Source organism: Clostridioides difficile ATCC 9689 = DSM 1296 (assembly GCF_001077535.1).
Taxonomy (GTDB): Bacteria; Bacillota; Clostridia; order Peptostreptococcales; family Peptostreptococcaceae; genus Clostridioides; species Clostridioides difficile.
Map to the genome: position 1 here is coordinate 2082445 of NZ_CP011968.1, position 22701 is coordinate 2105145.

The 22701-nt window shown below is 28.3% G+C and carries 25 protein-coding genes; 10 read left to right on the forward strand and 15 right to left on the reverse strand.

The features are described from left to right. Nucleotides 1–9 precede the first annotated feature (9 nt). Nucleotides 10–1101, forward strand: coding sequence for an ethanolamine utilization protein EutH (gene eutH / locus CDIF1296T_RS10115; protein WP_009897061.1), 1092 nt, complete (start codon nt 10–12; stop codon nt 1099–1101). 1 nt (nt 1102) lies between these two features. Continuing rightward, on the forward strand, nt 1103–1576 hold the full coding sequence (locus CDIF1296T_RS10120) for a cupin domain-containing protein (protein WP_009893336.1): 474 nt from the start codon (nt 1103–1105) through the stop codon (nt 1574–1576). A 119-nt stretch (nt 1577–1695) separates the two neighbouring features. Here the strand turns inward: CDIF1296T_RS10120 and CDIF1296T_RS20065 are convergent, their stop codons facing one another. Beyond that, complete coding sequence (locus CDIF1296T_RS20065; RefSeq protein ID WP_225532606.1) at nt 1696–1791, reverse strand: helix-turn-helix domain-containing protein; 96 nt, start codon at nt 1789–1791, stop codon at nt 1696–1698. Between the two features lie 300 nt (nt 1792–2091). Between CDIF1296T_RS20065 and CDIF1296T_RS10130 the strand changes: the two genes are divergently transcribed. The 4 genes from CDIF1296T_RS10130 to CDIF1296T_RS10145 all read left to right on the forward strand — a co-directional run bounded on the left by CDIF1296T_RS10130 (nt 2092) and on the right by CDIF1296T_RS10145 (nt 6973). Beyond that, nucleotides 2092–2613 carry a MarR family transcriptional regulator gene (locus tag CDIF1296T_RS10130; protein ID WP_009889887.1) on the forward strand — a complete coding sequence of 174 codons (522 nt, stop codon included), beginning with the start codon at nt 2092–2094 and terminating at the stop codon, nt 2611–2613. Between the two features lie 378 nt (nt 2614–2991). Continuing rightward, entirely contained in the window at nt 2992–4167 is a 1176-nt protein-coding gene (locus tag CDIF1296T_RS10135) for a M20 metallopeptidase family protein (protein WP_003435385.1), read from the forward strand. Nucleotides 4168–4200: 33 nt separating this feature from the next. Then, complete coding sequence (locus tag CDIF1296T_RS10140; RefSeq protein WP_009897063.1) at nt 4201–5739, forward strand: AbgT family transporter; 1539 nt, start codon at nt 4201–4203, stop codon at nt 5737–5739. Nucleotides 5740–5770: 31 nt separating this feature from the next. Beyond that, on the forward strand, nt 5771–6973 hold the full coding sequence (locus CDIF1296T_RS10145) for a MalY/PatB family protein (RefSeq protein ID WP_009897064.1): 1203 nt from the start codon (nt 5771–5773) through the stop codon (nt 6971–6973). Between the two features lie 166 nt (nt 6974–7139). On the opposite strand, the gene CDIF1296T_RS10150 is transcribed toward CDIF1296T_RS10145, so the two are convergent. After that, nucleotides 7140–7739: an ABC transporter ATP-binding protein gene (locus tag CDIF1296T_RS10150; RefSeq protein ID WP_003435382.1), complete on the reverse strand. Its 600-nt coding sequence runs from the start codon at nt 7737–7739 to the stop codon at nt 7140–7142. 169 nt (nt 7740–7908) lie between these two features. Between CDIF1296T_RS10150 and CDIF1296T_RS10155 the strand changes: the two genes are divergently transcribed. From CDIF1296T_RS10155 to CDIF1296T_RS10165, 3 genes are all read left to right on the forward strand, one after another. After that, nucleotides 7909–9267 carry a hypothetical protein gene (locus tag CDIF1296T_RS10155; RefSeq protein ID WP_009897065.1) on the forward strand — a complete coding sequence of 453 codons (1359 nt, stop codon included), beginning with the start codon at nt 7909–7911 and terminating at the stop codon, nt 9265–9267. Next, complete coding sequence (locus CDIF1296T_RS10160; protein WP_009897066.1) at nt 9260–9892, forward strand: OmpA family protein; 633 nt, start codon at nt 9260–9262, stop codon at nt 9890–9892. The genes CDIF1296T_RS10155 and CDIF1296T_RS10160 overlap by 8 nt, the downstream gene beginning before the upstream one ends. 328 nt (nt 9893–10220) lie before the next feature. Beyond that, on the forward strand, nt 10221–11378 hold the full coding sequence (locus tag CDIF1296T_RS10165) for a ComEC/Rec2 family competence protein (RefSeq protein ID WP_003435380.1): 1158 nt from the start codon (nt 10221–10223) through the stop codon (nt 11376–11378). Between the two features lie 146 nt (nt 11379–11524). Here CDIF1296T_RS10165 and lexA read toward each other — a convergent pair whose 3' ends face one another. The 10 genes from lexA to CDIF1296T_RS10215 form a co-directional block, all read right to left on the reverse strand. Then, nucleotides 11525–12160, reverse strand: coding sequence for a transcriptional repressor LexA (lexA, locus tag CDIF1296T_RS10170; protein ID WP_009897067.1), 636 nt, complete (start codon nt 12158–12160; stop codon nt 11525–11527). Nucleotides 12161–12263: 103 nt separating this feature from the next. Continuing rightward, complete coding sequence (locus CDIF1296T_RS10175; protein WP_003435347.1) at nt 12264–13391, reverse strand: tyrosine-type recombinase/integrase; 1128 nt, start codon at nt 13389–13391, stop codon at nt 12264–12266. A 320-nt stretch (nt 13392–13711) separates the two neighbouring features. Further along, entirely contained in the window at nt 13712–14557 is an 846-nt protein-coding gene (locus CDIF1296T_RS10180) for a hypothetical protein (protein WP_009897069.1), read from the reverse strand. Between the two features lie 29 nt (nt 14558–14586). Next, nucleotides 14587–14958, reverse strand: coding sequence for an ACT domain-containing protein (locus CDIF1296T_RS10185; RefSeq protein WP_003435338.1), 372 nt, complete (start codon nt 14956–14958; stop codon nt 14587–14589). Between the two features lie 152 nt (nt 14959–15110). Further along, complete coding sequence (locus CDIF1296T_RS10190; RefSeq protein WP_003428736.1) at nt 15111–15371, reverse strand: stage V sporulation protein S; 261 nt, start codon at nt 15369–15371, stop codon at nt 15111–15113. Nucleotides 15372–15559: 188 nt separating this feature from the next. Then, entirely contained in the window at nt 15560–16504 is a 945-nt protein-coding gene (locus CDIF1296T_RS10195; RefSeq protein ID WP_009889903.1) for an acetyl-CoA carboxylase carboxyltransferase subunit alpha, read from the reverse strand. A gap of 20 nt (nt 16505–16524) precedes the next feature. Beyond that, a complete protein-coding gene (accD, locus tag CDIF1296T_RS10200) occupies nt 16525–17379 on the reverse strand; it encodes an acetyl-CoA carboxylase, carboxyltransferase subunit beta (RefSeq protein WP_003424064.1) in 855 nt (284 codons plus the stop codon). Between the two features lie 14 nt (nt 17380–17393). Then, the gene (gene accC / locus CDIF1296T_RS10205) at nt 17394–18755 is read right to left on the reverse strand and encodes an acetyl-CoA carboxylase biotin carboxylase subunit (RefSeq protein ID WP_003435334.1); all 1362 of its coding nucleotides are present in this window, start codon (nt 18753–18755) and stop codon (nt 17394–17396) included. 15 nt (nt 18756–18770) lie between these two features. After that, the gene (gene accB / locus CDIF1296T_RS10210) at nt 18771–19223 is read right to left on the reverse strand and encodes an acetyl-CoA carboxylase biotin carboxyl carrier protein (protein WP_003428740.1); all 453 of its coding nucleotides are present in this window, start codon (nt 19221–19223) and stop codon (nt 18771–18773) included. A gap of 269 nt (nt 19224–19492) precedes the next feature. Beyond that, the gene (locus CDIF1296T_RS10215; RefSeq protein ID WP_003435332.1) at nt 19493–19939 is read right to left on the reverse strand and encodes a hypothetical protein; all 447 of its coding nucleotides are present in this window, start codon (nt 19937–19939) and stop codon (nt 19493–19495) included. A gap of 274 nt (nt 19940–20213) precedes the next feature. On the opposite strand from CDIF1296T_RS10215, the gene CDIF1296T_RS10220 reads away from it, so the two are divergent. Then, a complete protein-coding gene (locus CDIF1296T_RS10220; protein WP_003424072.1) occupies nt 20214–20492 on the forward strand; it encodes a hypothetical protein in 279 nt (92 codons plus the stop codon). A gap of 128 nt (nt 20493–20620) precedes the next feature. Here CDIF1296T_RS10220 and CDIF1296T_RS10225 read toward each other — a convergent pair whose 3' ends face one another. From CDIF1296T_RS10225 to CDIF1296T_RS10235, 3 genes are all read right to left on the reverse strand, one after another. Further along, nucleotides 20621–21352, reverse strand: coding sequence for a hypothetical protein (locus CDIF1296T_RS10225; RefSeq protein ID WP_009897074.1), 732 nt, complete (start codon nt 21350–21352; stop codon nt 20621–20623). A gap of 143 nt (nt 21353–21495) precedes the next feature. Beyond that, complete coding sequence (trmB, locus tag CDIF1296T_RS10230; RefSeq protein ID WP_009889910.1) at nt 21496–22140, reverse strand: tRNA (guanosine(46)-N7)-methyltransferase TrmB; 645 nt, start codon at nt 22138–22140, stop codon at nt 21496–21498. A 137-nt stretch (nt 22141–22277) separates the two neighbouring features. After that, nucleotides 22278–22598, reverse strand: coding sequence for a hypothetical protein (locus CDIF1296T_RS10235; RefSeq protein ID WP_003424083.1), 321 nt, complete (start codon nt 22596–22598; stop codon nt 22278–22280). Nucleotides 22599–22701: the final 103 nt, after the last annotated feature.

Sequence of the window (22701 nt, forward strand, 5' to 3'; positions counted from 1 at the left end):
GGGGGAATTATGAGTATAAACGAAATTATAATCTATGTAATGGTAGTCTTCATGGTACTTGGAGCTATAGATAAATGTATAGGTAACAAATTTGGTCTTGGAGAACAATTTGAAGAAGGTATAATGGCAATGGGGTCACTTGCAGTTGCAATGGTTGGTGTTATATGTTTAGCACCAGTTCTTGCTGATGTATTAAGACCAATTGTAGTACCAGTATTTAATATACTTGGAGCTGACCCAGCTATGTTTGCTGGAAGTTTATTAGCTAATGATATGGGTGGTGCGCCACTTGCACTTGAACTTGCGAAAGACCCTAATGCTGGGTTATTTGGTGGATTAATAGTAGGGGCTATGATGGGACCTACAATAGTATTTATAATACCAGTTGCGCTTGGAATAATTGAAAAAGAAGACCAAAAATTCTTAGCAACAGGAATACTTGCAGGTATAATAACAATACCTATTGGAGCATTCGTTGGTGGATTAGTTGCAGGATTCGAGGTAATGATGGTTCTTAGAAACTTAGTGCCAATAATAATATTTGCAGTAGTTATAGCACTTGGATTATTAAAATTCGAAAATGCTATGATAAAAGGATTCACATACTTTGGAAAAGGTGTAGTAATAGTTATAACTTTAGGACTTGCTGCTGCCATAGTTGAAGCTTTAACAGGAATAGTTGTAATACCTGGAATGAAACCAATCAGTGAAGGTATAGAAATAGTTGGAGATATAGCAATAGTTTTAGCAGGAGCATTCCCATTAGTGTTTGTTATAACAAAGGTATTTAATAAACCATTAATGGCTTTAGGAAAAGTTCTTGGAATGAATGATGTATCAGCAGCAGGCCTTGTTGCAAGTTTAGCTAACTGTATACCAATGTTTGGTATGATGAAAGATATGGACAATAGAGGAAAAATAATAAATGTAGCATTCTCTGTATCAGCAGCATTCGTATTTGGAGACCACTTAGGATTTACGGCAGGATTTAATTCTAATATGATAACACCAATGATAGTTGCTAAATTAGTTGGTGGTATAACAGCAGTATTGTTAGCTATGGTTATCGCAAATAAGACACTAAAGAAGGAGAATGTATAAGATGGATATATCAAATATAGATAAAAATTTAATTGAAACATTAGTAAGACAAATAATAGAAGAAAAAATAAGTGGAACTAAAGACACAGTAGATTTTGTTAGAAATAAAGACATTAGTGGAATAACTTCTATAAAGTTACCAACTGTAAAAGTTAGTGAATCTGATAGATTAGATACAGGGAATCCAAGTGATGTAGTTTACACAAAAGATTTATTTACATTAGAGGAAAGCCCAAGATTAGGTTGTGGTATGATGGAAATGAAAGAAACAACTTTTGATTGGACTCTAAACTATGATGAAATAGATTATGTAATAGATGGAACTTTAGATATAATAATAGATGGAAGAAAGGTTTCTGCTTCTTCAGGTGAATTAATATTCATACCAAAAGGAAGTAAGATACAATTTTCTGTACCTGATTATGCTAGATTTATATATGTAACATATCCGGCAGATTGGGCATCTCAAAATTAATAAAAATCAAGTTAAGTTAATAATAATCAAATAAATAATTTAAAATACAAACTCTTAAATAAGCACACATATTTAAAAAAGCTATGAATTAAAATTCATAGCTTTTTTTATAAAGAATGTTATATTTTAGACGTATTTTTTCTATATTTACTGGGAGACATATTATATTTTTTATTAAATAATCTAATAAAGTGCTCTACATTTGGATAACCAATACTATTTTACTGATAATCTTTTCCTTATCACTAATCTTACATTTTAAAATATTATTTTTACTCGTAATATTATCATAAGAATTTGTTTCTTATTTAAAACTAATTAGAATTATAAAGTTTATTGCCATGTTATTAATAAAATAAATCCAGTTAAATCGAGTGCTAGTTAAAGTAATAAGAAACTTTTACAATGGTTTCCTTTATCGATTGAAATAAAAGTTAATATGGTATAATATCTAAAGAGAGAATCTTATCAATTAGAATATGCATAGAAACAAGTGGCTTAAAAGGAGACGTTATATGGAAGAGATAGTAAAGAAGGAACAAGCAAGTATGAATGATATTTTTTTGTATCTTAAAGCTAAATCAAACTCATTATATAAATTTGTAATATTATATAATGAGTTTATCAATAAACCTAAAGATTATGGAACTGGGGAACTTATAAACATGGTTGAAGTACATATGCTAACAGCAATTGAAGAAAATCCAGGAATAAGTCCAACTCAGTTAGCTAAAATATGGAACAGAACTAAAGGTGCAATATCTCAAACTATATCTAAATTGGAGAAAAAGGGTTATATAACTAAAGAAAAGAAAGAAGGAAATGCAAAAACTATATTACTATATCCAACCACATCAGGAGTAGAGTTAAGTAAGGCACATAAACTATATGACACCATAGATGTTACAAGAACATTTGAATACTTAATCAAGGAGTGTACATTAGAGGAGATAGATAGTTTTTATAAAGTAATTGATTTGTTTATTAATTTATTAGAAGAATCTCCGCAGGAAAATAATGATTCTGAAAAAGTGTAGCTGAGATTGAAGTTGAATAAAGAGAAATAGATATTATAGAAGTAGTACTTAAGTACACATTATATAAAAATATAATAGGTATAGGATTAAAAAGTTTAGTGGTTTAAAGTTTAACCACTAAACTTTTTTAATGTCTATAATCTACTATTATTTAATTTACTAAAAATAAAAAAACTCATTATATTAAGATAAAAATAGAAAAATAACTAGAAAAATACTATAATATATCAGTTTAATACAGAAAAAAGTTAAAAAATTTGAGAAAAATAAAAATGAAAACGTTTTATATTGACATAGAGAAAAAGTAGTGATACCATTTAAATATAGTTTAGTAGCTAAACTATATTTAAATTATAATAACTATTTTAGGGGGATGTTATGAATTTAAAACAATTAAGTGAAAAATACGAAGAATATGTAATTCAAATGAGAAGAGAATTTCATAAGTATCCAGAATTATCTTTTAAAGAAATAAGAACAACCCAAAGAATAAGGGAAGAATTACAAAAAATAGGGGTCCCTTTTGTATCTATTGAACCAAATATCGTAATAGCTACTATACAAGGCAAAAATGAAGGTAAGACAATTGCAATTAGAGGAGATATAGATGCGCTTCCAATGCAAGAAGATTCAGATGTTGAATACAAATCAGAATATGATGGAATAATGCATTCTTGTGGACATGATGCTCATGGAGCTATGTTACTAGGACTTGCACATATGCTAAATGATATAAGAAAAGATTTAAAAGGTAGAGTATTATTAGTTTTTCAAGCAGCTGAAGAAGTTGGTGGTGGACACAAGGAGATAATACAGTACTTTAAGGAAAATGGAGGACCAGATAGATTAATAGCTACTCATGTTTGGTCCGATATTGAAGCTGGTAAAATTTCTGTTGAACCAGGACCTCGTATGGCTGGTGGGTCTGGTTGGAGAATAGACATAACAGGTAGAGGAGGTCATGGTTCTAGACCAGATCAAAGCATAGATCCTATAAAGCCAGCTTGTGATATAGTTTTAAAAGTATCTTCTATACCAGTTAATCATATAAGTGTACTAGAACAATGTGTTGTACATGCATGTGCAATACATGGAGGAACTACAATAGGAAATGTTATTCCAAACAATGCAGAGGTAATAGGTGGATATAGATATTTTACTGAAGAATCAGGCAAAAAAGTGTTTGACATTATAAAGCAAATGAGTAATGGTGTTGGACAAGTTTATGGAGTGGATGTGAAGGTTACTCATACTGGAGGCATAGGACCTGTTATCAATGATGAAGAAGCAGTTAAGATGGCTAAAGAAATAGTTTCTAATATAGATGGATTGGAGTTAGATTCTTATGAGCCAATATGTGCATCAGATTGTTATGGTGAAATATTAAAAGAGTATTCTGGCTTTTATTGTTATCTAGGGGTAGGTAACAAAGAAAAAGGAATAATATATGCACAACACCATCCTAAGTACAATATAGATGAAGATACATTAAAGTTAGGTTGCGAATTTATGGCTAAATATGCAGTTGAATTTTTAAATAAAAATAATAACTAAAATAAATCGAATTTTATAAATGGGGGGATGAAAATGCAAGGTGCATTAAAGGAAAATAAGAAAAAAAGTGGTGGAGGATTTTTAGGATGGATTGAAAAAGTTGGGAATAAAATGCCACATCCTCTAGCATTATTTACATATATTACGTTGATAGTAGTAGCATTATCTGCAATAGCAAGCTTTTTAGGTTTTTCAGCAACAAGTCCTGCTACAGGAAAGTTAATAAAAGTTATGAACTTAATAAGTGCAAAAGGTTTAGTACTATTTATGCAAGAGTTTGTTAAGAACTTCCAAAACTTCCCTGTGCTTGGAGTAGTTTTAGTTATGGCAGTTGCCACAGGAGTTTGTGAAAAGACAGGATTTTTTTCAACTGCCATAAAAATGAGTTTATCAAAAGTTAAGGGGAATGCGGTTGTATTTATAATAGCTTTTATAGGAGTATTTGCTAATCAAGCTGGTGATGCTGCTTTTGTATTAGTACCAACTCTTGCAGGAGCAATATTTTATGGATTAAATAGAAATCCATTAGCTGGTATATTCTGTGGATTTGCATCAGTTGGTGGTGGATTTGCAACAGCTGTAATTCCTGGGGGATGGGACGTTACGCTAACGCCAATAACTGTATCAGCTGCTCAAACTATTCAACCTGCATTTGATATGACATTATTAGCTAGTTATTATGCACTATTTGTATCTGCGTTTATAGTAGCTACAGTATCAACAATAGTAACGGTTAAATTTATAGAACCTAAATTAGGTAAGTATACTGGTAAACCAGAAGGTATAGATGATAATCAAGGTTTTGAGGTCACAAAAGAACAAGCAAAAGCAGCAAAGTTAGCAGGTTTTACAGTTTTAGCTTATGTAGCGTTATTAATTGCTTTGTGTATACCAGCTAATAGTTTTTTAAGAAGTCCAGAAGGTTCTTTAATATTTGGAGCACCACTTATGTCTTGCTTACAGTTTTTTATAGTAATACTATTCTTCTTGCCAGGGATTGTGTATGGAATGAGGGTTGGTAAAATCAAGACTGTAAAAGACTTAAATGATATATTATGTCAATCAATGGCAGCAATGGCACCGTTTATCGTACTTGCAATAGTTATAGGTCAATTCTTAACGCTATTCTCAGTGTCTAATTTAGCACAGGTACTAGCTATAAAAGGTGGAGCATTACTCAACTCATTGCCACTACCACCACAAGCTATAATACTGCTATTCTTAGTACTAGTAGCGTTTATAAATATATTTGTTATAAGCGGAAGTACAAAATGGATGATATTTGGACCAGTATTTGTTCCAATGTTAATGCAATTAAACATACATCCAGCATTTACTCAGTTTGTATATAGATTAGGAGATTCTGTAACCAATCATTTATCACCATTAAATGCATTCTTTATAATACTTTTAGCAACAGTCCAAAAATACGATAAAAATGCAGGTATGGGAACTATATTCTCAGCTATGATACCTTACACTATAGGTTACTTTGTAGTACTTGCAGTTTTAGTAGTAGTTTGGATGACAATAGGTATACCAGTAGGAATAGGTGGACAAGTTTGGTTATAAAACATATTTAATAATTTTGGGAGGAAAGAAAATGGAAACAACTGAAATAAGATACAATTTTGATGAAGTAATAGATAGAAGTGGAACAAACTGTCTTAAATATGATCTTAAGAGTCAATTTATGCCAGAATCTCCAGAAGATGCACTACCACTATGGGTAGCAGATATGGATTTTGCATGTGCCCCTGAGATAATTAATGCAATGCATGAAAGAATAGACAGAAAAATATTTGGATATAGCTCTCAACAAACTGATGATTATTATGAAGCTGTATGTGGATGGTTTAAGAGAAGATTTGATTGGAAAATAGAAAAAGAGAATATATTCTTTAGCCCAGGGGTTGTGCCTGCGTTAGGATTTTTCACACAAATATTAACACAAAAGGGTGATGGTATCATAATAGAAAAGCCTGTATACTATCCTTTTGAAGATAAAATAACTAACAATGAAAGAAAAGTAGTTAATAGTCCTTTAAAGTTTGAAGATAGTCATTATTCTATGGATTATGATGGATTTGAAGAATTAGCTAAAGATGAAAATAATAAGGTGTTTATATTATGTAGTCCTCATAATCCAGTTGGTAGAGTATGGAAAAAAGAAGAGCTTAGAAAAATAGTAGACATATGTAAGAAATATGATTTGTGGATAATATCTGATGAAATACATTGTGATATTATTCGTAAAGGTGAAAAGCATATACCATTAGAAGTAGCATGTCCTGATTATAAAGATAGAATAATAACTTGTACAGCTCCAAGTAAGAGTTTTAACTTAGCTGGTATGCAATTATCAAATATAGTAATCAATAATAAGGAATTACAAGAAAAATGGATGCTTGAAACAGATTCTAAATTAGCTATATTCCTACCTAATCCATTCGCAATAGTTGCTACTAAAGTTGCTTATAATGATTGTGAAGATTGGATGAATCAAGTAAATGAGTATATAGATGGTAATATTAAATATGTAGAAGATTTTGTTAATGAGTATATGCCTAAAGTAAAGATAATAAAATCTCAAGGAACTTACTTAGTTTGGTTAGACTTTAGAGGGTATGGATTAGATGCAAAACAGCTTGAATATGTAATGCTTAACAAGGCGAAGGTATTGCTAGATGAAGGATACATATTCGGAGAAGAAGGAGAAGGATTTGAAAGAATAAATGTTGCTTCACCTAGAACAATTATAGAAGAGTGTATGAATAGAATAAAGTGTGCATTTGAAGGATTATAATAGTAATATCTAAATAATATATTTGTGTATTTTAAAAAAAGACTATGCTAAAAAAATATTTCAAAGCATAGTCTTTTAAAGTTTTATGATGAGTTTAAAAAATTTCAAAACGTTACTATTCACTTACATGTTTATATTAGAAATAATTCCACAATATACTCATTTTCTAAAGTTGCACTTTTATACACCTTGCTTCACCAATATCATGTGTAACCAAAATAGTAGACTTATTCTCATTCTTAATAATACTATAAACATCATCACAAACTAATAATCTAGTCTGATAATCAAGAGCTGAAAAAGGTTCATCTAAAAGTAGAATATCTGGATTTACAGAAAGTGTTCTAATAAGCGCAACTCTTTGTCTCATACCTCCAGATAATTCTTTTGGATACATACTTCTAAAATCCCATAATCCATAAGTCTTTAAAAGGCTTTCAACTCTATCTAAAGATTTTTTATCTTTTTTGCCTTGAATTTCCAATCCAATAGTTATATTATCCATTATATTTCTCCATTCAAGCAAATTATCTTTTTGAAACATATATCCAATATTTCCAGTAATCTTTATATCACCACTAGTCGGTTTTAAAAGATTAGTAAGAATATTTAATATTGTAGATTTACCACTTCCAGAAGGACCAAGCAAAGTTAATATTTCTCCTTCTTTCAAGTTAAAATTGACATCCTTTAATACTTCAAGCTCGCCTTCCTTAGTGTAGAAGTTCATATTTATATTTTTAACTTCTACTATGTTGTCATTCATTATGCCACCCCCTATAACTTTTAGCTCGTATATATTATGTTATTAACAATATGACCTATTTGTACCATTTTTCATAAATATAATATAAATATTTTGTTTATTTACGTATTTTCTTAGTAACTTGTACGTATAAATTATAGATAAATAAATTATAAGGTAGGGGATAAATTTGAGTAACATAATAACGAATTTAATAGAGTCAATATTTACTAATCCAATAACTATATTGTTTTTACTTGCAATAACTGTGTATTCTGTTTTTAAAATAATAGAAAATAACAGAGTATATTCATTTGTAAGTTCAAAATTAGACGAAATCAATAGAGACTATAAGACAAGTGAGTTTTATAAAAAGGTAAGGGATGACTACTATACATATAGTAAAGAAAATCCTTATGCAGACGTAAATATAACTTCATTTATAGAGGAAGTTGTATCTGATTTAAAGCATAATAATTTGCCATTGTTAGAAAAAATTAGAAGTATAAAAAATTCATCTTCAATAAGTATATTACTTGGGGTTTTAGGTACGTTTGTTGGTCTTTCTACAATGCTTTTATGTGTTGATACTAAAGACATTATAAATTCACTTCCTTCAACTATTAGTAGTATGCAAACTGCATTTACAACTAGTATATTTGGAGTTGTATTTTCTCTAATTATAGGTTACTTTACTAAGATAAAAGATTGTGAACATGTTTTGATACAAATAATGTTAAAATCTGAAAATTTACTAACATCTGAAATAACTCATTTTAAGTCAGAAAGAATGGATTTAAAAGTAGAAGAGGTAAAAAATACAATAAAACAAATAAGTAAGTCTATAGAAGCTATTGAAAAATTTGATAAAATATCTAAAGATTTAAATGACTTTAATGATGAATTTATCAGTGGTATAGAAGCTTTAAAAAGCCTTTTAGAAGGTTCTCAAAGTTCTATTAAGACATTTGACCAGAGCGTAAGAAAATTAGATAAACAGTTTAATATTTTAAATATAAAATTTGTAAAGCTTTTTGATAAATATGATAATCAAGATAATATAAATAAAGAGATTTTATTTGATATAAAAGAATCTTCAAAAAATATATACAATGCCACTGAAAGCCAATTCAAAATTAGAGATTATATAAAAAATATAAATGCAGGATTTGCTCTATATGAAAGAAGTGCTCAAGACTTATTAACTAAATTAATGACCCATGAAAATAAAATCTCTCAAAATCAAAAAATCCTTTTAGATGAAAAGTTTACCTTAGATGACTCAATAAAAAATCTCTCAAGTATTATTGAAAACTTTTCTAATGACCTACAAGTTAAACTGGATATGATGTTTGAAAATTCTTTAGATATTCAAGATAAGTTAGATGTTATGTTTAATAACTCTTTTATGAATGATGAAGTTCCTCTTGATAGTGAAAAATTATTTAAGGATGATGTTAATAATGTATTTAATCCTTTTAGTGAAGAAATTTATGAGATAGAGGATAAAGAAATAAAGGTCATAGGTGAGGATGAGTTAAATGAATAATAAATATATAAGAACTGTTAACAGGGAATTTGAAAAGAGTAGCTTTTGGCCAACATTTACAGATTTATTATCTACTGTATTGATGGTTGTAATTCTTATCTTATTTAGCTCAGAAAGTATTTCAGGTTCTGTTGAACAAGATTTAGCTAAGAATGTCAATGCTTCTGTTGAAGAAACTTTTAAAAAAAGTGGAATACCTGTCAAGGTAGATAAATCTAATGGGCAAGTAACTTTTGGTGAAAAAACCATGTTTGATATAGATAGTGATGTTTTAAAACCAGAGGCTAAAGAAATGCTAAAAATGTTTGTTCCAAAGTACATAGAGACTATTTATAAAGATTATGGTGACTATATATCCAAAATAGTTATAGAAGGTCATACAGATGATGTGGGAAGTTATATATACAACTTAGATTTATCGCAAAGAAGAGCATATAGCGTTGCTAAATTTATAGTGGGAGATGAAATAGGTGACTATAAATACAAAGATAAAGTGACTAAGCATATTATTGCAATAGGAAGGTCAAAAGCTGAACTCATCAAAAATGGTGACAATAGCGTGAATAGAGATGCATCTAGAAGAGTAGAACTAAAATACGAAATAAATATTAATCAAAATAAATAATTAAATTTTTATAAAAAAAAAGAAGGCAGTTGGTGTGAGCTTTAAGCCTTCTTTAAGGAAAAAGTTTATTTATTTTTGTTGATACTTAACATATTATAGTTTTTAGAAGCAGTTTGCAATATATTAAACGTAAATGGTCGTTTAAAATGCATAACTGGATACTACTGATGTAAAATATTTCATTTTATATAATATAAAAATTATACAGTGTCAATTTTCTATATTATTGTACTATAATCTATTATTTAAAATATTATGTAAAAAAATATCATAAAAACGCATATCATGTTATAATTACTAGAGTATTATGAATATGGAGGCGTAGTTTGTGATAGAAATAAGTATAAAAAATAAAAAAAATTCTAAAATTAAAACTTTGATACTTTTATTGATAGTATCTATATCGATTTATTTAACTGGTTGTACTACATCAGATAATGGAAATAATCAATCAAATAATAATGATTCTTTGTCTAGTAGTATATCAAGTGATAAGAATGTAAAAATTCATTTTATTGACACTGGAAATAGTGATGCAATATTGATTCAAGATGGTAAAACTTTTACATTGATAGATGGGGGAGATAATGATGATGAGGGATTAATGGTAGATTACCTAAACAATCAAGGTGTAAAAGATATTAAATATCTTATAGCTACCCATTCTCATGCAGACCATTTAGGTGGACTTGATTCTGTTGTCAAAAACTTTAATATAGAAAATGTTTTTGTATCGAATGGTTCAGCAGAAACAAAGAGTTATAGGGACTTTATAAATGCTTTAGCAAATAAGGGTTTATCCCCAAGTGTACCGCTTGAAAATAATAAGTTCTATTTAGAAGATTCTTATTTTGAAGTTCTAAATACAAATGGGGGAGATACTACTAATGAACAATCTCTAGTCCTTGTATATACTAATGGGAATGATAAAGTTTTATTTACAGGTGATGCTGAAGAAGGTACCGAAAAAGAAATACTACCTAAGCTTGAGAAAGTAGACCTTTTAAAAGTAGCTCATCATGGTTCTCGTAGTAGTTCATCTCAAGAGTTTTTAGATAAAGTAAATCCTGAATATGCGGTTCTTTTAGTAGGCAAGGGTAATTCATATGGTCATCCACATCAGGAGACAATGAATAAATTAAAAAAAATGGGAGTAAAAGTACATAGAAGTGATGAGTGTTCAGATATAATATTTGAATCAACAGGTGATGGAGTATTTACAAGTTGTAAAGATGGAAGTTATAATAAAGGCGTTAGAGAAGATGGAAACTCTGGAAAATCAAACAGTAATACAAGTAAAAATGATTCTTTTAAAAATAAACAAAATACATCCAATTCAGAAGAAATAGTGTATTTTACTCCAAAAGGTAAGAGTTATCACTCTACAAAAAATTGTAGTGGGCTTTCAAGAAGTAAAAAAATATTATCAGGCACAATTGCAGAAAGTAAGAAAAATGACCCATGTGATATATGTTATGGAAAATAACAAAAAAACAACCAATTTATCTATAAAGCTTCTGAACTTTAAATCATTTAAAAAATAAAATAAATGCATAAAAAAATAAGCTATAATCAATAGATAACACATTTTATCTATACGAATAGCTTATTTTTTTAAGTATTTTTTAATAGCTATTTAATAACTCTAAATACACCAGTTACAATACCTACAATTTCAACTTCTGAGTCATTGAGCATAATTGGTTCCATAAAATCATTTTCTGGCTGAAGTCTTATTAAATTTCCTTCTTTAAAAAACCTCTTAACCGTAGCAGATTCACCATTTATAAGTGCAACTACTATCTGAGAATTTAAGGCTGTATTTTTTTTGTCTACTACAACGTAATCTTCATCTAAAATTCCTGCATTAATCATACTTTCGCCTTTTACTCTTAATACAAAATTGTTACTGCCCTTTACTAAACTGGCAGGGAATGGAATGTATTCCTCTATGTTTTGTTGAGCTAAAATGGGTTCTCCAGCTGTTATTTGACCTACTAAAGGAAGCTCTATTATTTCTTGATTAGCTCCAGAAACATCATTTACTTTACTACGTTCTAAAACTTCAATAGCTCTTGGTTTAGTAGGGTCCTTTCTTATGTATCCCAGTTTTTCAAGTTTATTTAGATGAGAGTGCACAGTTGAAGTAGATCTTAACCCTACAGCAGTACATATTTCTCTTACAGCAGGTGGATAACCTTTTAATATGATTTGAGACTTTATAAATTCCAATATCAAGACTTGCTTTTCAGTTAGATCTAAATACATAACATCACTCATTTCCAAACATATTTTGTTTTTATTTCCATACACTTTATATTTTTAATTATAACATAATCCATTTATATCTGCAAACATTTGTTCCTGATTTTTAATCGTCCTCAATCCATTCAAAATTCTTGACTATATCACGTTTTACATTTTTCTTATGAGCTGCATAAAGCTGAGTAGTTGTGACATTATCATGGTCAAGTAAGTTTTGAACATCATATATAGAAAATCCTGTTTGGATTAGAGAAGTTGCAGCCGTTGCTCTTAATTTATGGGGACTATATCCATTGTCTCTAGTAGTATCAAGTGGAATAGATGTATATTTTTTTACCAGTGTTCTTATAGCCTTTGCTGTAATTCTCTTATTTTGAAGAGACAAAAATAAAGCATCTTTTTCTTCATCATTTAATAGTTCATCTCTTGTTCTTTCGTTTTGCAAATAATCTTTTATTACATGTTCACAAGTATGATTTATAGGCATTAAAACTTCTTTCCCACGTTTTCTATATATTTTAAATTCACCTCTTGAAAAATTAAAAGAGGAGATATTGAGTTCTCTAAGCTCATTTAATCTAAGCCCGTATGTAACAAATAATGCTAGTATAGCTTTGTCACGTAATTTAGTTTTTCTCCAATATACCTTTTCTTTCTCTGTAAGCCCTTCACCTGTTTCTACTGATTCAAGCATCTTAGCAACTTCATCTATCTCAAGGCGCTTAATAGCATCTGGCTGAGGTTTAGGAAGTTTTATTGGATTGAATCCATCAGTTATATTATTATCTATCTGAGAGTTTCTGTATAAGAATTTAAATAGAGTAGAGATGGATGATTTTTTTCTTGCTAAAGCTCTATTGTTATTTTCAAAAATCAATGTGTTTTTTTCTGTATTTTTGTAATATCTACTGCAATAATCACCTAAGAATAAATTTATATCTCTTGATTTTATTGTATTAAAATCATCTTCTGTAATGTCTTTTACACAATCTGCATTTGTTAATTCTTTGGTTTCAATCAAATATGAACAAAAAAAATTAATATCTTCTAAATAAGCAAGTCGTGTAGAAACTGCAACAGAACCTTTTAAATATATAAAATAATCCTTCATAAATACAGGAAGTTTATTTTCCAAAAGTAGACATTTTTCTATGAGTTCATTTTCTTTGATAACAATATTATCAGGTTTATCTGATTTATTATGTACTTTTATAATTTTCTTATCATTATTCAAAATTAAACCTCCTAAAACTAAAATATAAATCTTTTATATTATTTTTTGATATTTATACCAAGTGAGTATAAATATTTAATTTAATCATTTTTTACATTTTTAAGAGATTAGCAGTGCTTTAGATGAAATCATCACTAACTATTCCCTAAATCCACATTTAAAGACTAGTTGAATTTAAGTACTCTTTTTTATTTCTCAATATATTTATAGAAATATTTTAAAATATATTGAGAAATTTTTTATGCTCTACTAAAATCTTTTTTATATAATATTTTTATATGTTTCTAACGAAACCAAATATTAGTAAAATATGTATTTATTTAACTAAAGTTTTTAAATGGGCTGACTAAGCTTAAAATATAGGATATTATGAGAGTTACTATTGAAAAAATAAACCCTATTGCCATAAAGAAACTTATAAATATGTTATACTTAACTATTAAACTGGATATATTCAAGTTATCAAATCCAAATAAGTATGTAATTGAACTTATTACAAAAATAACTATAACTATAAAGCTCAGACCATTTAAGCTATTTTTTAAATCAGCACTACTAAGTGACATATGTGTAGATATAGAATACATTAAAAACATAAATATAAAATACTTCAATGAATATACACTAGGTGTTAACAACATTATTCTTATAAAATTGGAAATATCACCTAAAATAATGTGTATAAAACCATTTATATTTAAATTATTAATCATACTTACATATAACTTTAAATTTATATTTTGAGTCACTTTCATATAACTATCTGGCAGTAATATCTTAAAAATTAAAATAATCATTATTGTTCCACCTATAATAGGTGCAATTCCTATAAAGAAATTTCCTATACTTTGATAAAGATTATCTTTTTTATAGCTATGACTTACATATCCTAGTATACCATCATTTTTACTTTCTATTGGTCTGAAAAACTTAACTGAATTTATTTTATGCATGAAAATTAAACACATTATCAAATGACTCAATTCATGAACAAATGTTCCTATAGCTCCAGTTACAATAATTCCAGTTTTTCCAAAAGATGAAAAGATAAATTTATTATTTAGATTTTCTGTAATGCTAAAAATCAATCCAAATACAATAAATATTCCTATGAAACAAAAAATATTTATTACACTTATTTTTAAAATTTCGATTATATAAATCATAAGTTAAGTCCTCATGTAAAAGTATTTAACTACTCTACTTCATATCCATTACAGCTTAAAATTTTACAAGCATTTTCTATATCCTTTTCTTTTACTAAGATATAGTCTGTATCATACGTAGAAATTGCAAATATGCTTATTTTGTTGTCTGCTAACAAACTACTTAACTTAGATAAAATTCCTACAAGTGAAAAGTCTAAAGGACCTAGTATCTTAAGTATTCTCCACTCCTTTTCTGACTTGACATCAGAAGGAATATTATTATTTAAACATACAACACTTAATTCATCATCAGTTCTAGTTATAGAGTAAAACTTCTCTGTATCTATCCATGTTGGTATTTTACTGTCATTATTTAATCTACATACTGCATACTCTTCTACCAATAATTTTAATTTCATAATGTATATTTCCTCCAATCTTATTTGTTTACTTAAGATTATACATTAAAAGTTACATAAAATAAAACATATAAAGTAAAAAAGGTTCACTATAGTGTCCTATTTCTATAGCCAACCTTTAAAACTTAATTAAATTCTAATAAAGAGATATATTATCTAGGTTCAATTATAAGTTTAATGGCTGTTTTCTTATCACCTTCGATTTCTATATCAGTAAATGCGGGAATGCAAACTAAATCCATTCCACTAGGTGCAACAAAACCTCTTGCTATTGCAATTGATTTTATCGCTTGATTTAGAGCTCCAGCTCCTATAGCTTGTATTTCTGCAACGCCTCGTTCTCTTAGTACTCCAGCCAAGGCTCCAGCTACAGAATTAGGATTAGATTTTGATGAAACTTTTAGTACCTCCATTTCAACATCTCCTTGTTAATTTGTTAAAGTATCCATTACCTAAAGTACTAAATCATAATTGCCATTTACTAATTACAATCATCATTTAAAGTATACTTTTATAAAAATATACTTCTATAATCGTTTTAAGAAAACCTTTATTTTTTTTAACCATTTTATTATGAAAAAACTACAAATTTCTTTATATTCTATAAGCATTTTCCAATATTTCTAAATTTTTTATATCTTTGAGCTATAATTTCCTCTTTATCCATATCTTTGTAATGATTTAATCTTTCTAAAATGTAAGCTTTTATTTCTTTTGAAACAGCTTCTACATCTTTTTGTGCTCCTCCAAGAGGTTCTTTTATAATCTTATCTATTATTTTTAAATCATATAAATCATTACTTGTAAGCTTCATAACATCACAAGCTTCTTTAGCTTTAGATGAATCTTTAAATAGAATACTAGAAAGCCCTTCTGGAGAAATCACAGAATAAACTGAATGTTCTAACATACATACATCATTTCCTACTCCGATACCTAAAGCTCCTCCACTACCACCTTCACCAATTACAAAAGTGATTACTGGAACAGAAAGTTTACTCATTTCAAGTAAGTTTCTTGCAATAGCTTCTCCTTGTCCTCTTTCTTCTGCTTCTAGACCACAAAAAGCTCCTGATGTATCAATAAACGTTATTATAGGTCTATTAAATTTTTCAGCTTGTTTCATAAGTCTTAATGCTTTTCTGTATCCTTCTGGATGAGGCATTCCAAAATTTCTTTTTATATTTTCTTTTGTATCTCTTCCTTTTTGGTGTCCAACTATAGTAACATTAAACTTTCCTATCTGACCAATTCCTCCAACCATAGAAGGGTCATCTTTAAAAAGCCTATCTCCATGAAGTTCTAAAAAATTAGAACAAATATGTTCTATGTATTCCAATGTCGTAGGTCTCTTTATATCTCTACTTAGTGTTACCTTTTCATATGCTGATAGATGTGAAAAAGCATCTTCCTTAAGCTTTTCCAATTTCTCATTAAGTGAATTTATTTTATCACTTAAATCTATATTATTTGCCTTAGAAATAGTTATTAATTGTTTAATATCATTTTCTAAGACTTTTATTTTTTCACTATTATTTTCAATCAAAACAGTTCCTCCTTTATGCCCTATTTCTTGTGCATAGCAAGAATTTGATATAATACTTCCTTCATTTTTCTTCTATCTACTATCATGTCAATAAAACCTTTTTCAAGTAAAAACTCAGAAGTTTGAAATCCTTCAGGAAGTTTTTGATTTATTGTTTGCTCTATTACTCTTGGACCTGCAAAACCTATCAACGTATTTGGCTCAGAAATTATAATATCACCAAGCATAGCAAAACTAGCAGTTACTCCTCCAGTAGTAGGGTCAGTTAGAACTGATATATATGGCAATGATTTTTCTTCAAGCTTAGAAAGTGCTTGAGAAGTCTTTGCCATCTGCATAAGAGATACCATACCTTCTTGCATTCTAGCTCCTCCTGAAGCAGAACAAATAATTATAGGTAAATTATTTTCAGCAGCATACTCTATTGAATAAGTTATTTTTTCCCCAACAATAGAACCCATACTTCCCATCATAAAATCAGGATTCATTACACAAATAACTGTTTTAATTCCATTTATTCTTCCATAACCTGTGACAACAGCTTCTGACTCTTTTGTTTTTTCCTTATAAGAGTCTACTTTTTCTTTGTATTTAGGAAAATTTAGTGGATTTTGAAATTCTACATCAGAATTAAACTCCATAAAAGTTCCTTTATCAATCAATAAATTTATTCTTTTTCTTGCTCTTAAGCCATAATGTCTTGAACATTTTGGACATACAAATGAATTTTCTTCTATGTCCTTTCTAAATACATGACTATCACAACCTTTGCAATAGGTCCAAAATTTATCATCTACACTATTCTTTTTAAAGTTGTCATCTAAAGAAATCGTAACATACTTAGATTCTTTTGATGATAAAAATTTTTTTATCATAATCTATTTACTCCTTATAATGTAGCAAATTCTTTCTTCATAAAGACATCTTCTATAAATTTGGTATGATGAGTATCTTCTCTAAACTCCTCACTTGTTACAAGTGCCTTTTGAAATTCTACATTTGTATTAATACCTTCTACAATAATTTCGTCTAGAGCTCTATATATTCTACTTATACATTCTTCTCTAGTTTCAGCCCAACATATTAACTTACCTATCATAGAATCATATAAAGGTGGTATAGTATATCCTGCATATACAAAAGTATCAAATCTAACACCAAAACCTCCAGGTAAATTTAATGATTCTATCTTACCTGGTGATGGAGCAAAATTCTTTGATGAATCTTCTGCATTTATTCTACATTCAATAGCATGACCTCTAAAAGTAATATCTTCTTGTTTAAAAGGAATTTTATCCCCATTAGCTATAGATATTTGAAGTTTTATAAGGTCAAGATTTGTTACCATCTCTGTAACTGGATGTTCAACTTGTATTCTTGTATTCATCTCTATAAAATAAAAGTTTTTATCTTTGTCAACTATAAACTCAATAGTACCTGCACCGATATAACCTACTCCTTTTACTATATCTACTGCAATTTTATGAAGTTTTTGTCTTTCTTCATCTGAAAGGTATGGACTTAAAGATTCTTCTATTACTTTTTGATTTCGCCTTTGCATAGAACAATCTCTATCACCTAAATGTATTGCATTTGAATGTTTATCTCCAAATACTTGTACTTCTATATGTCTAGGATTTTCTATAAACTTTTCCATATATAAATCACTATTAGAAAATGCTGCTAGAGCTTCTGAACTTGCCATATCAAAATTTGAAAAAAGTTCTTCTTCTTTTCTAACGATTCTCATACCTTTTCCACCGCCTCCACTTGAGGCTTTTATCATAACAGGATATCCAATTTCTCTTGCAACTTCTAAAGCTTCTTCCTTAGTTTTCAAAACAGATTCTGAACCAGGAACAACAGGGATATTCAATTCCATCATAGTTTCTCTTGCTCTAGATTTATCTCCCATCAAAATCATTTGTTCTCTTGTTGGACCTATAAAAATAATATTATTATCTTCACATTGCTTTGCAAATTCAGGATTCTCTGATAAAAATCCAAAGCCTGGATGAATAGCATCACACTTTAATTTAAGAGCAAGATAGATTATATTTTCTATATTATTATAACTCTTACTTATATTATTTGGTCCTATACAAATAGATTCATCAGCTATATATCTATGAAAACAATCTTTATCTATTTCAGAATAGATAGCAACAGTTTTTATACCTAGTTCTTTACATGTTCTGATGATTCTAACTGCTATATCGCCTCTATTTGCAACTAGTATTTTTTTTATCAACTTAAATACCTCCTACTACAATGGTTTTATCTTAAATAAAGGTTGATTATATTCTACTAGTTCTTCATTACTAACTAATACTTCAATTATTTCACCTTTAATTTCACTTGTTATCTCATTCATAAGCTTCATTGCTTCTAATATACATAAAGTGTCGCCTTCTTCAACTACATCGCCAACTTTAACAAAGCTATCTGCATCTGGACTTGGAGAATCATAGAATGTTCCCATCAAAGGAGCTACTACTACTGATAGATTCTCATTAGATGTGACAGGTGTATCGTTTACAACTGGCTTTTCTAAAGAAAGATCCACTACTGATTCTTGTTGTACACTTAAAACAGGTGAACTTGTAGATTGAGCTTTTTTAGATACTTCTAATCTTAAATCGCTACTTTCAAGTTTTACATATTCTAAGTTAGTTGAGTCTATGGCCTTTAATAATTCCTTAATTTCATTGATGTTCATTTTGTTACCCCCTTGTATTATTACCTGGTGCTAATATTATATCACAAAAAACAAATTTATAAAAGAAAAAGTGCTGACTAGAGAATCAACACATCAATATATCTTTTAATTTTAAATTAACAACCAGTAACTTATATTTGTTTTAATTTTCCATTATTAATATAAATTATAAGTATAAAATGAATAAAATTCAATATTTTTTGCAAAATACAAGAGAATACAAATTAATACCTCGGGAATTTTTAAGACAAATACCAATATTATGCAATTTAGACTTCGCTTTCTTTCAAATTAGTATCATTTTCTTTATTTTTACATAGGATGTACTTTAATTTAGCTATCAAAACATTGCTATATAGGTTAAAAGTTATTAGAATTGCAGGAATTATAAAGTAAACTCTAGCACCTATAAAACCAAAAACTACTGTAATAAGTATTAATCTTTTATTTAAAGTAAAAAAAGGTATATTAAAAATACTTTTGTCGGATGTTTCTGGAGTATAAGAATATATAACTCCAAAAATCAAAGTAAGCATACAAAGTGGAAGTAGTGTATAACTTGAAATTATTCCCAGAAATCCTATACTTTCAAAATATTTGCTAGCACTATTTGTATAAACAAACATGTATCCATTTAAATATGCGCATATACATGATATAATGCCAAAAGTTCCCCCTAAGGATTGAGTGTACCAATTAAAAAATTTAGATTCCATATACCTCACCTCCTAAAACTGTATATATAATGATATGCATTTAAATAGTAAAATATATCTTTATATGTTTCTGAATAAAATTTTGTTAATTTCATTAATTTATGTTTAAGAAATTTGAAGTATAGTGTAGTATATATTAATGTAGATGAAGTTTTATAGTACTTATTTCATAGTGCTTAATCAAGTTATCTTATTATGGATTCAAAAGTTGTTTGTAGGGTTTTATATTTTGTTGAGCTGAAAAATTTATTATAAATGAAGGGATGTTTTCGCTTTGGTAGATACATTAGAATTTGGTCTTAAAATTTTATTTTTTATATTATCAATAATTTGGATGGGTAAAATAATGATTTTAAGAACTGATAAGCAAATAGTAATCAATCCTTTGCTTATTGGTATATCTGCAGTCCTTGTGATGTTGCATACCTCACAGAGTAACATTGAATTTTTTGGATTAGATGTCCAATATATAAGAATAGTTTTGTATATAATATATTCACTGATAATTTTAATAGGAATATGGGCTACTAACAGAAGAAATGGAATTTTTTAGATAATCTATTTCTATAAAATTTAAAGGTTGCTAGTAACAAATCACTAATATTAGCGTTCTGTTACTAACAACCTTTATTTTGATTATACACTTAAATTGAAAATAGAATGATTGAATAAGTTGACAGATTATTTTACATTGACAGTAATTAGAACTTCTTGAGATGTATTTAAATCATTTTTGTCGCTTAGTATAACTTTTACCACTGCTTGACCTGTTTTATTACCTTTAATTATCATATCTTCACATGAAAGTACGCTCTTATCACTTACAGATACAATAAAATTTAAATCTTTTGGAAGGTTATCAGTAACTTCCCAGTATTTATAATAACTATCAATTTTCTTCGTAATTATTTTTCTCAAATCAATACTTTCACCTTTTGCTATATCAACATTATGATATTTAGAGTCCAGTTTATACTGATTATCTTTTGTATCAATAAAATTTAAATCGCAATTTACATCCACACCATTATGAGAAAGAGAATTTACTACATCGTCATCAATCAAATAATTATTGGCAAGATTTATTGAATCCATATCTTTTAGACTTAAAGCTTCCTTAGGAACCTCTTTTATATTATTATTCCAAAAAATAAAATTGTCTACATTTTCAAGATATGATATTCCTTTTAAATTTGAAATGCTCTCACCAGTTGCATAAAATTCTCCATCTAAAGCCTTTATATTGCTTATAGTCATCTCATCTGGGTTTATATATCTTTTTACAACTGCTCTTAAATTTGCATCAGGAAAAATATCTTTAAGTTGATTTTCGCTCAAAACCTTATCATTTGAATTTATTGGACTTAAAGCTGCTGCAGAAATAATAAATGGTATTAAATTAGCTAAATTCATAGTACCCTCCCACATAAATTTTTTATTATAATAATTTAATTTCTATGAGAGGGTTCTGTTTCCTTGTTATATATACCTACTTTCGTACACTTTATTAATATAAATTAAAATAAATTTCTACTATTAAACTTATAAACATATTACTAGTTACGTTTTTTAGCTTCACATCTAAATATTCGCATACCTTGTGACATAAATTTGTCTTCATACTCTGTTGTAACATTATTTTCATACTCACTATTTCCTAAATCAAGAGAAATATTCTTTAATAGCCAATTATTTGCAGCAATTTCATTTAAACTAAACTCGAATAATTTTTCATTATCTGTTTTAAAGTGAATTTCGCCATCATCTTCCAAAACCCTATTGTACATTTCTAAAAATCCAGAATGAGTGAGTCTTCTTTTACTCCATCTATTTTTAGGCCATGGGTCACAGAAATTTATATAAATTCTCGATAATTCTTTAGCTTCAAAGTAATCCAAAATATTGCTTACATCTCCCCATAAAAATAGTATATTATTCAAATTAGAAGCATCTGCTTTTTCAACAGCCTTTAAAAGAACTTCTTCCTTAAGTTCCATGGCAATATAATTTATGTCAGGGTTCTGCTTAGCTAAAGTTGTTATAAACTTACCTTTTCCAGTCCCAAATTCAACATGTATTGGATTATCATTTCTAAACTTTAAATTCCACTTGCCTTTTAATTTGTCTATATCGTCTCTTAAAACATATTTTGTATAACTTAAAAGCTTTTCATCTGCACCTTTTTTTCGTCTTCTTCTCACAATAATTCTCCTTACATATAAAAAATTAGTAAAATACATTTTTATTATACATTATCTCACCAAAAAATAAAAAGAACTCTCTTAAAATAGAAATTTATTTCTATAAAGAGAGTTCTAAACTTACTAAAAACTTAATCTTAGTGGCACCCTGAACAACCAGAGCATCCTCCTCCACCTTGATCTTTCATATTTTCAGGAATAACTCTAAATCCAAATCCTGTATCTTCTATTATTATATCTCCATACTGACTATATTCATCAGAGCTCATTACAAATTGTAATTCTCCAACTTCATAAGTTAAGTCATCTTCTTTTTTCTCATCTAAAGCTAATCCAAAAGAAGGACCTCCACAACCAACACCTGCAAAGTATACTCTTATATTATTAGGTTTATCTTGATTGTCTTTTAAGATACTTTTTAAAGTATCAATAGCTGTTTCTGGTAAAGTAATTTTCATCAAATCATTCCCTTTCAAATATTTTATTAAAACAATATCTATTATATACCCATACAAGGTACATAATCAATTAGTTTTTGCATATTTTACTAAAACTTCTACC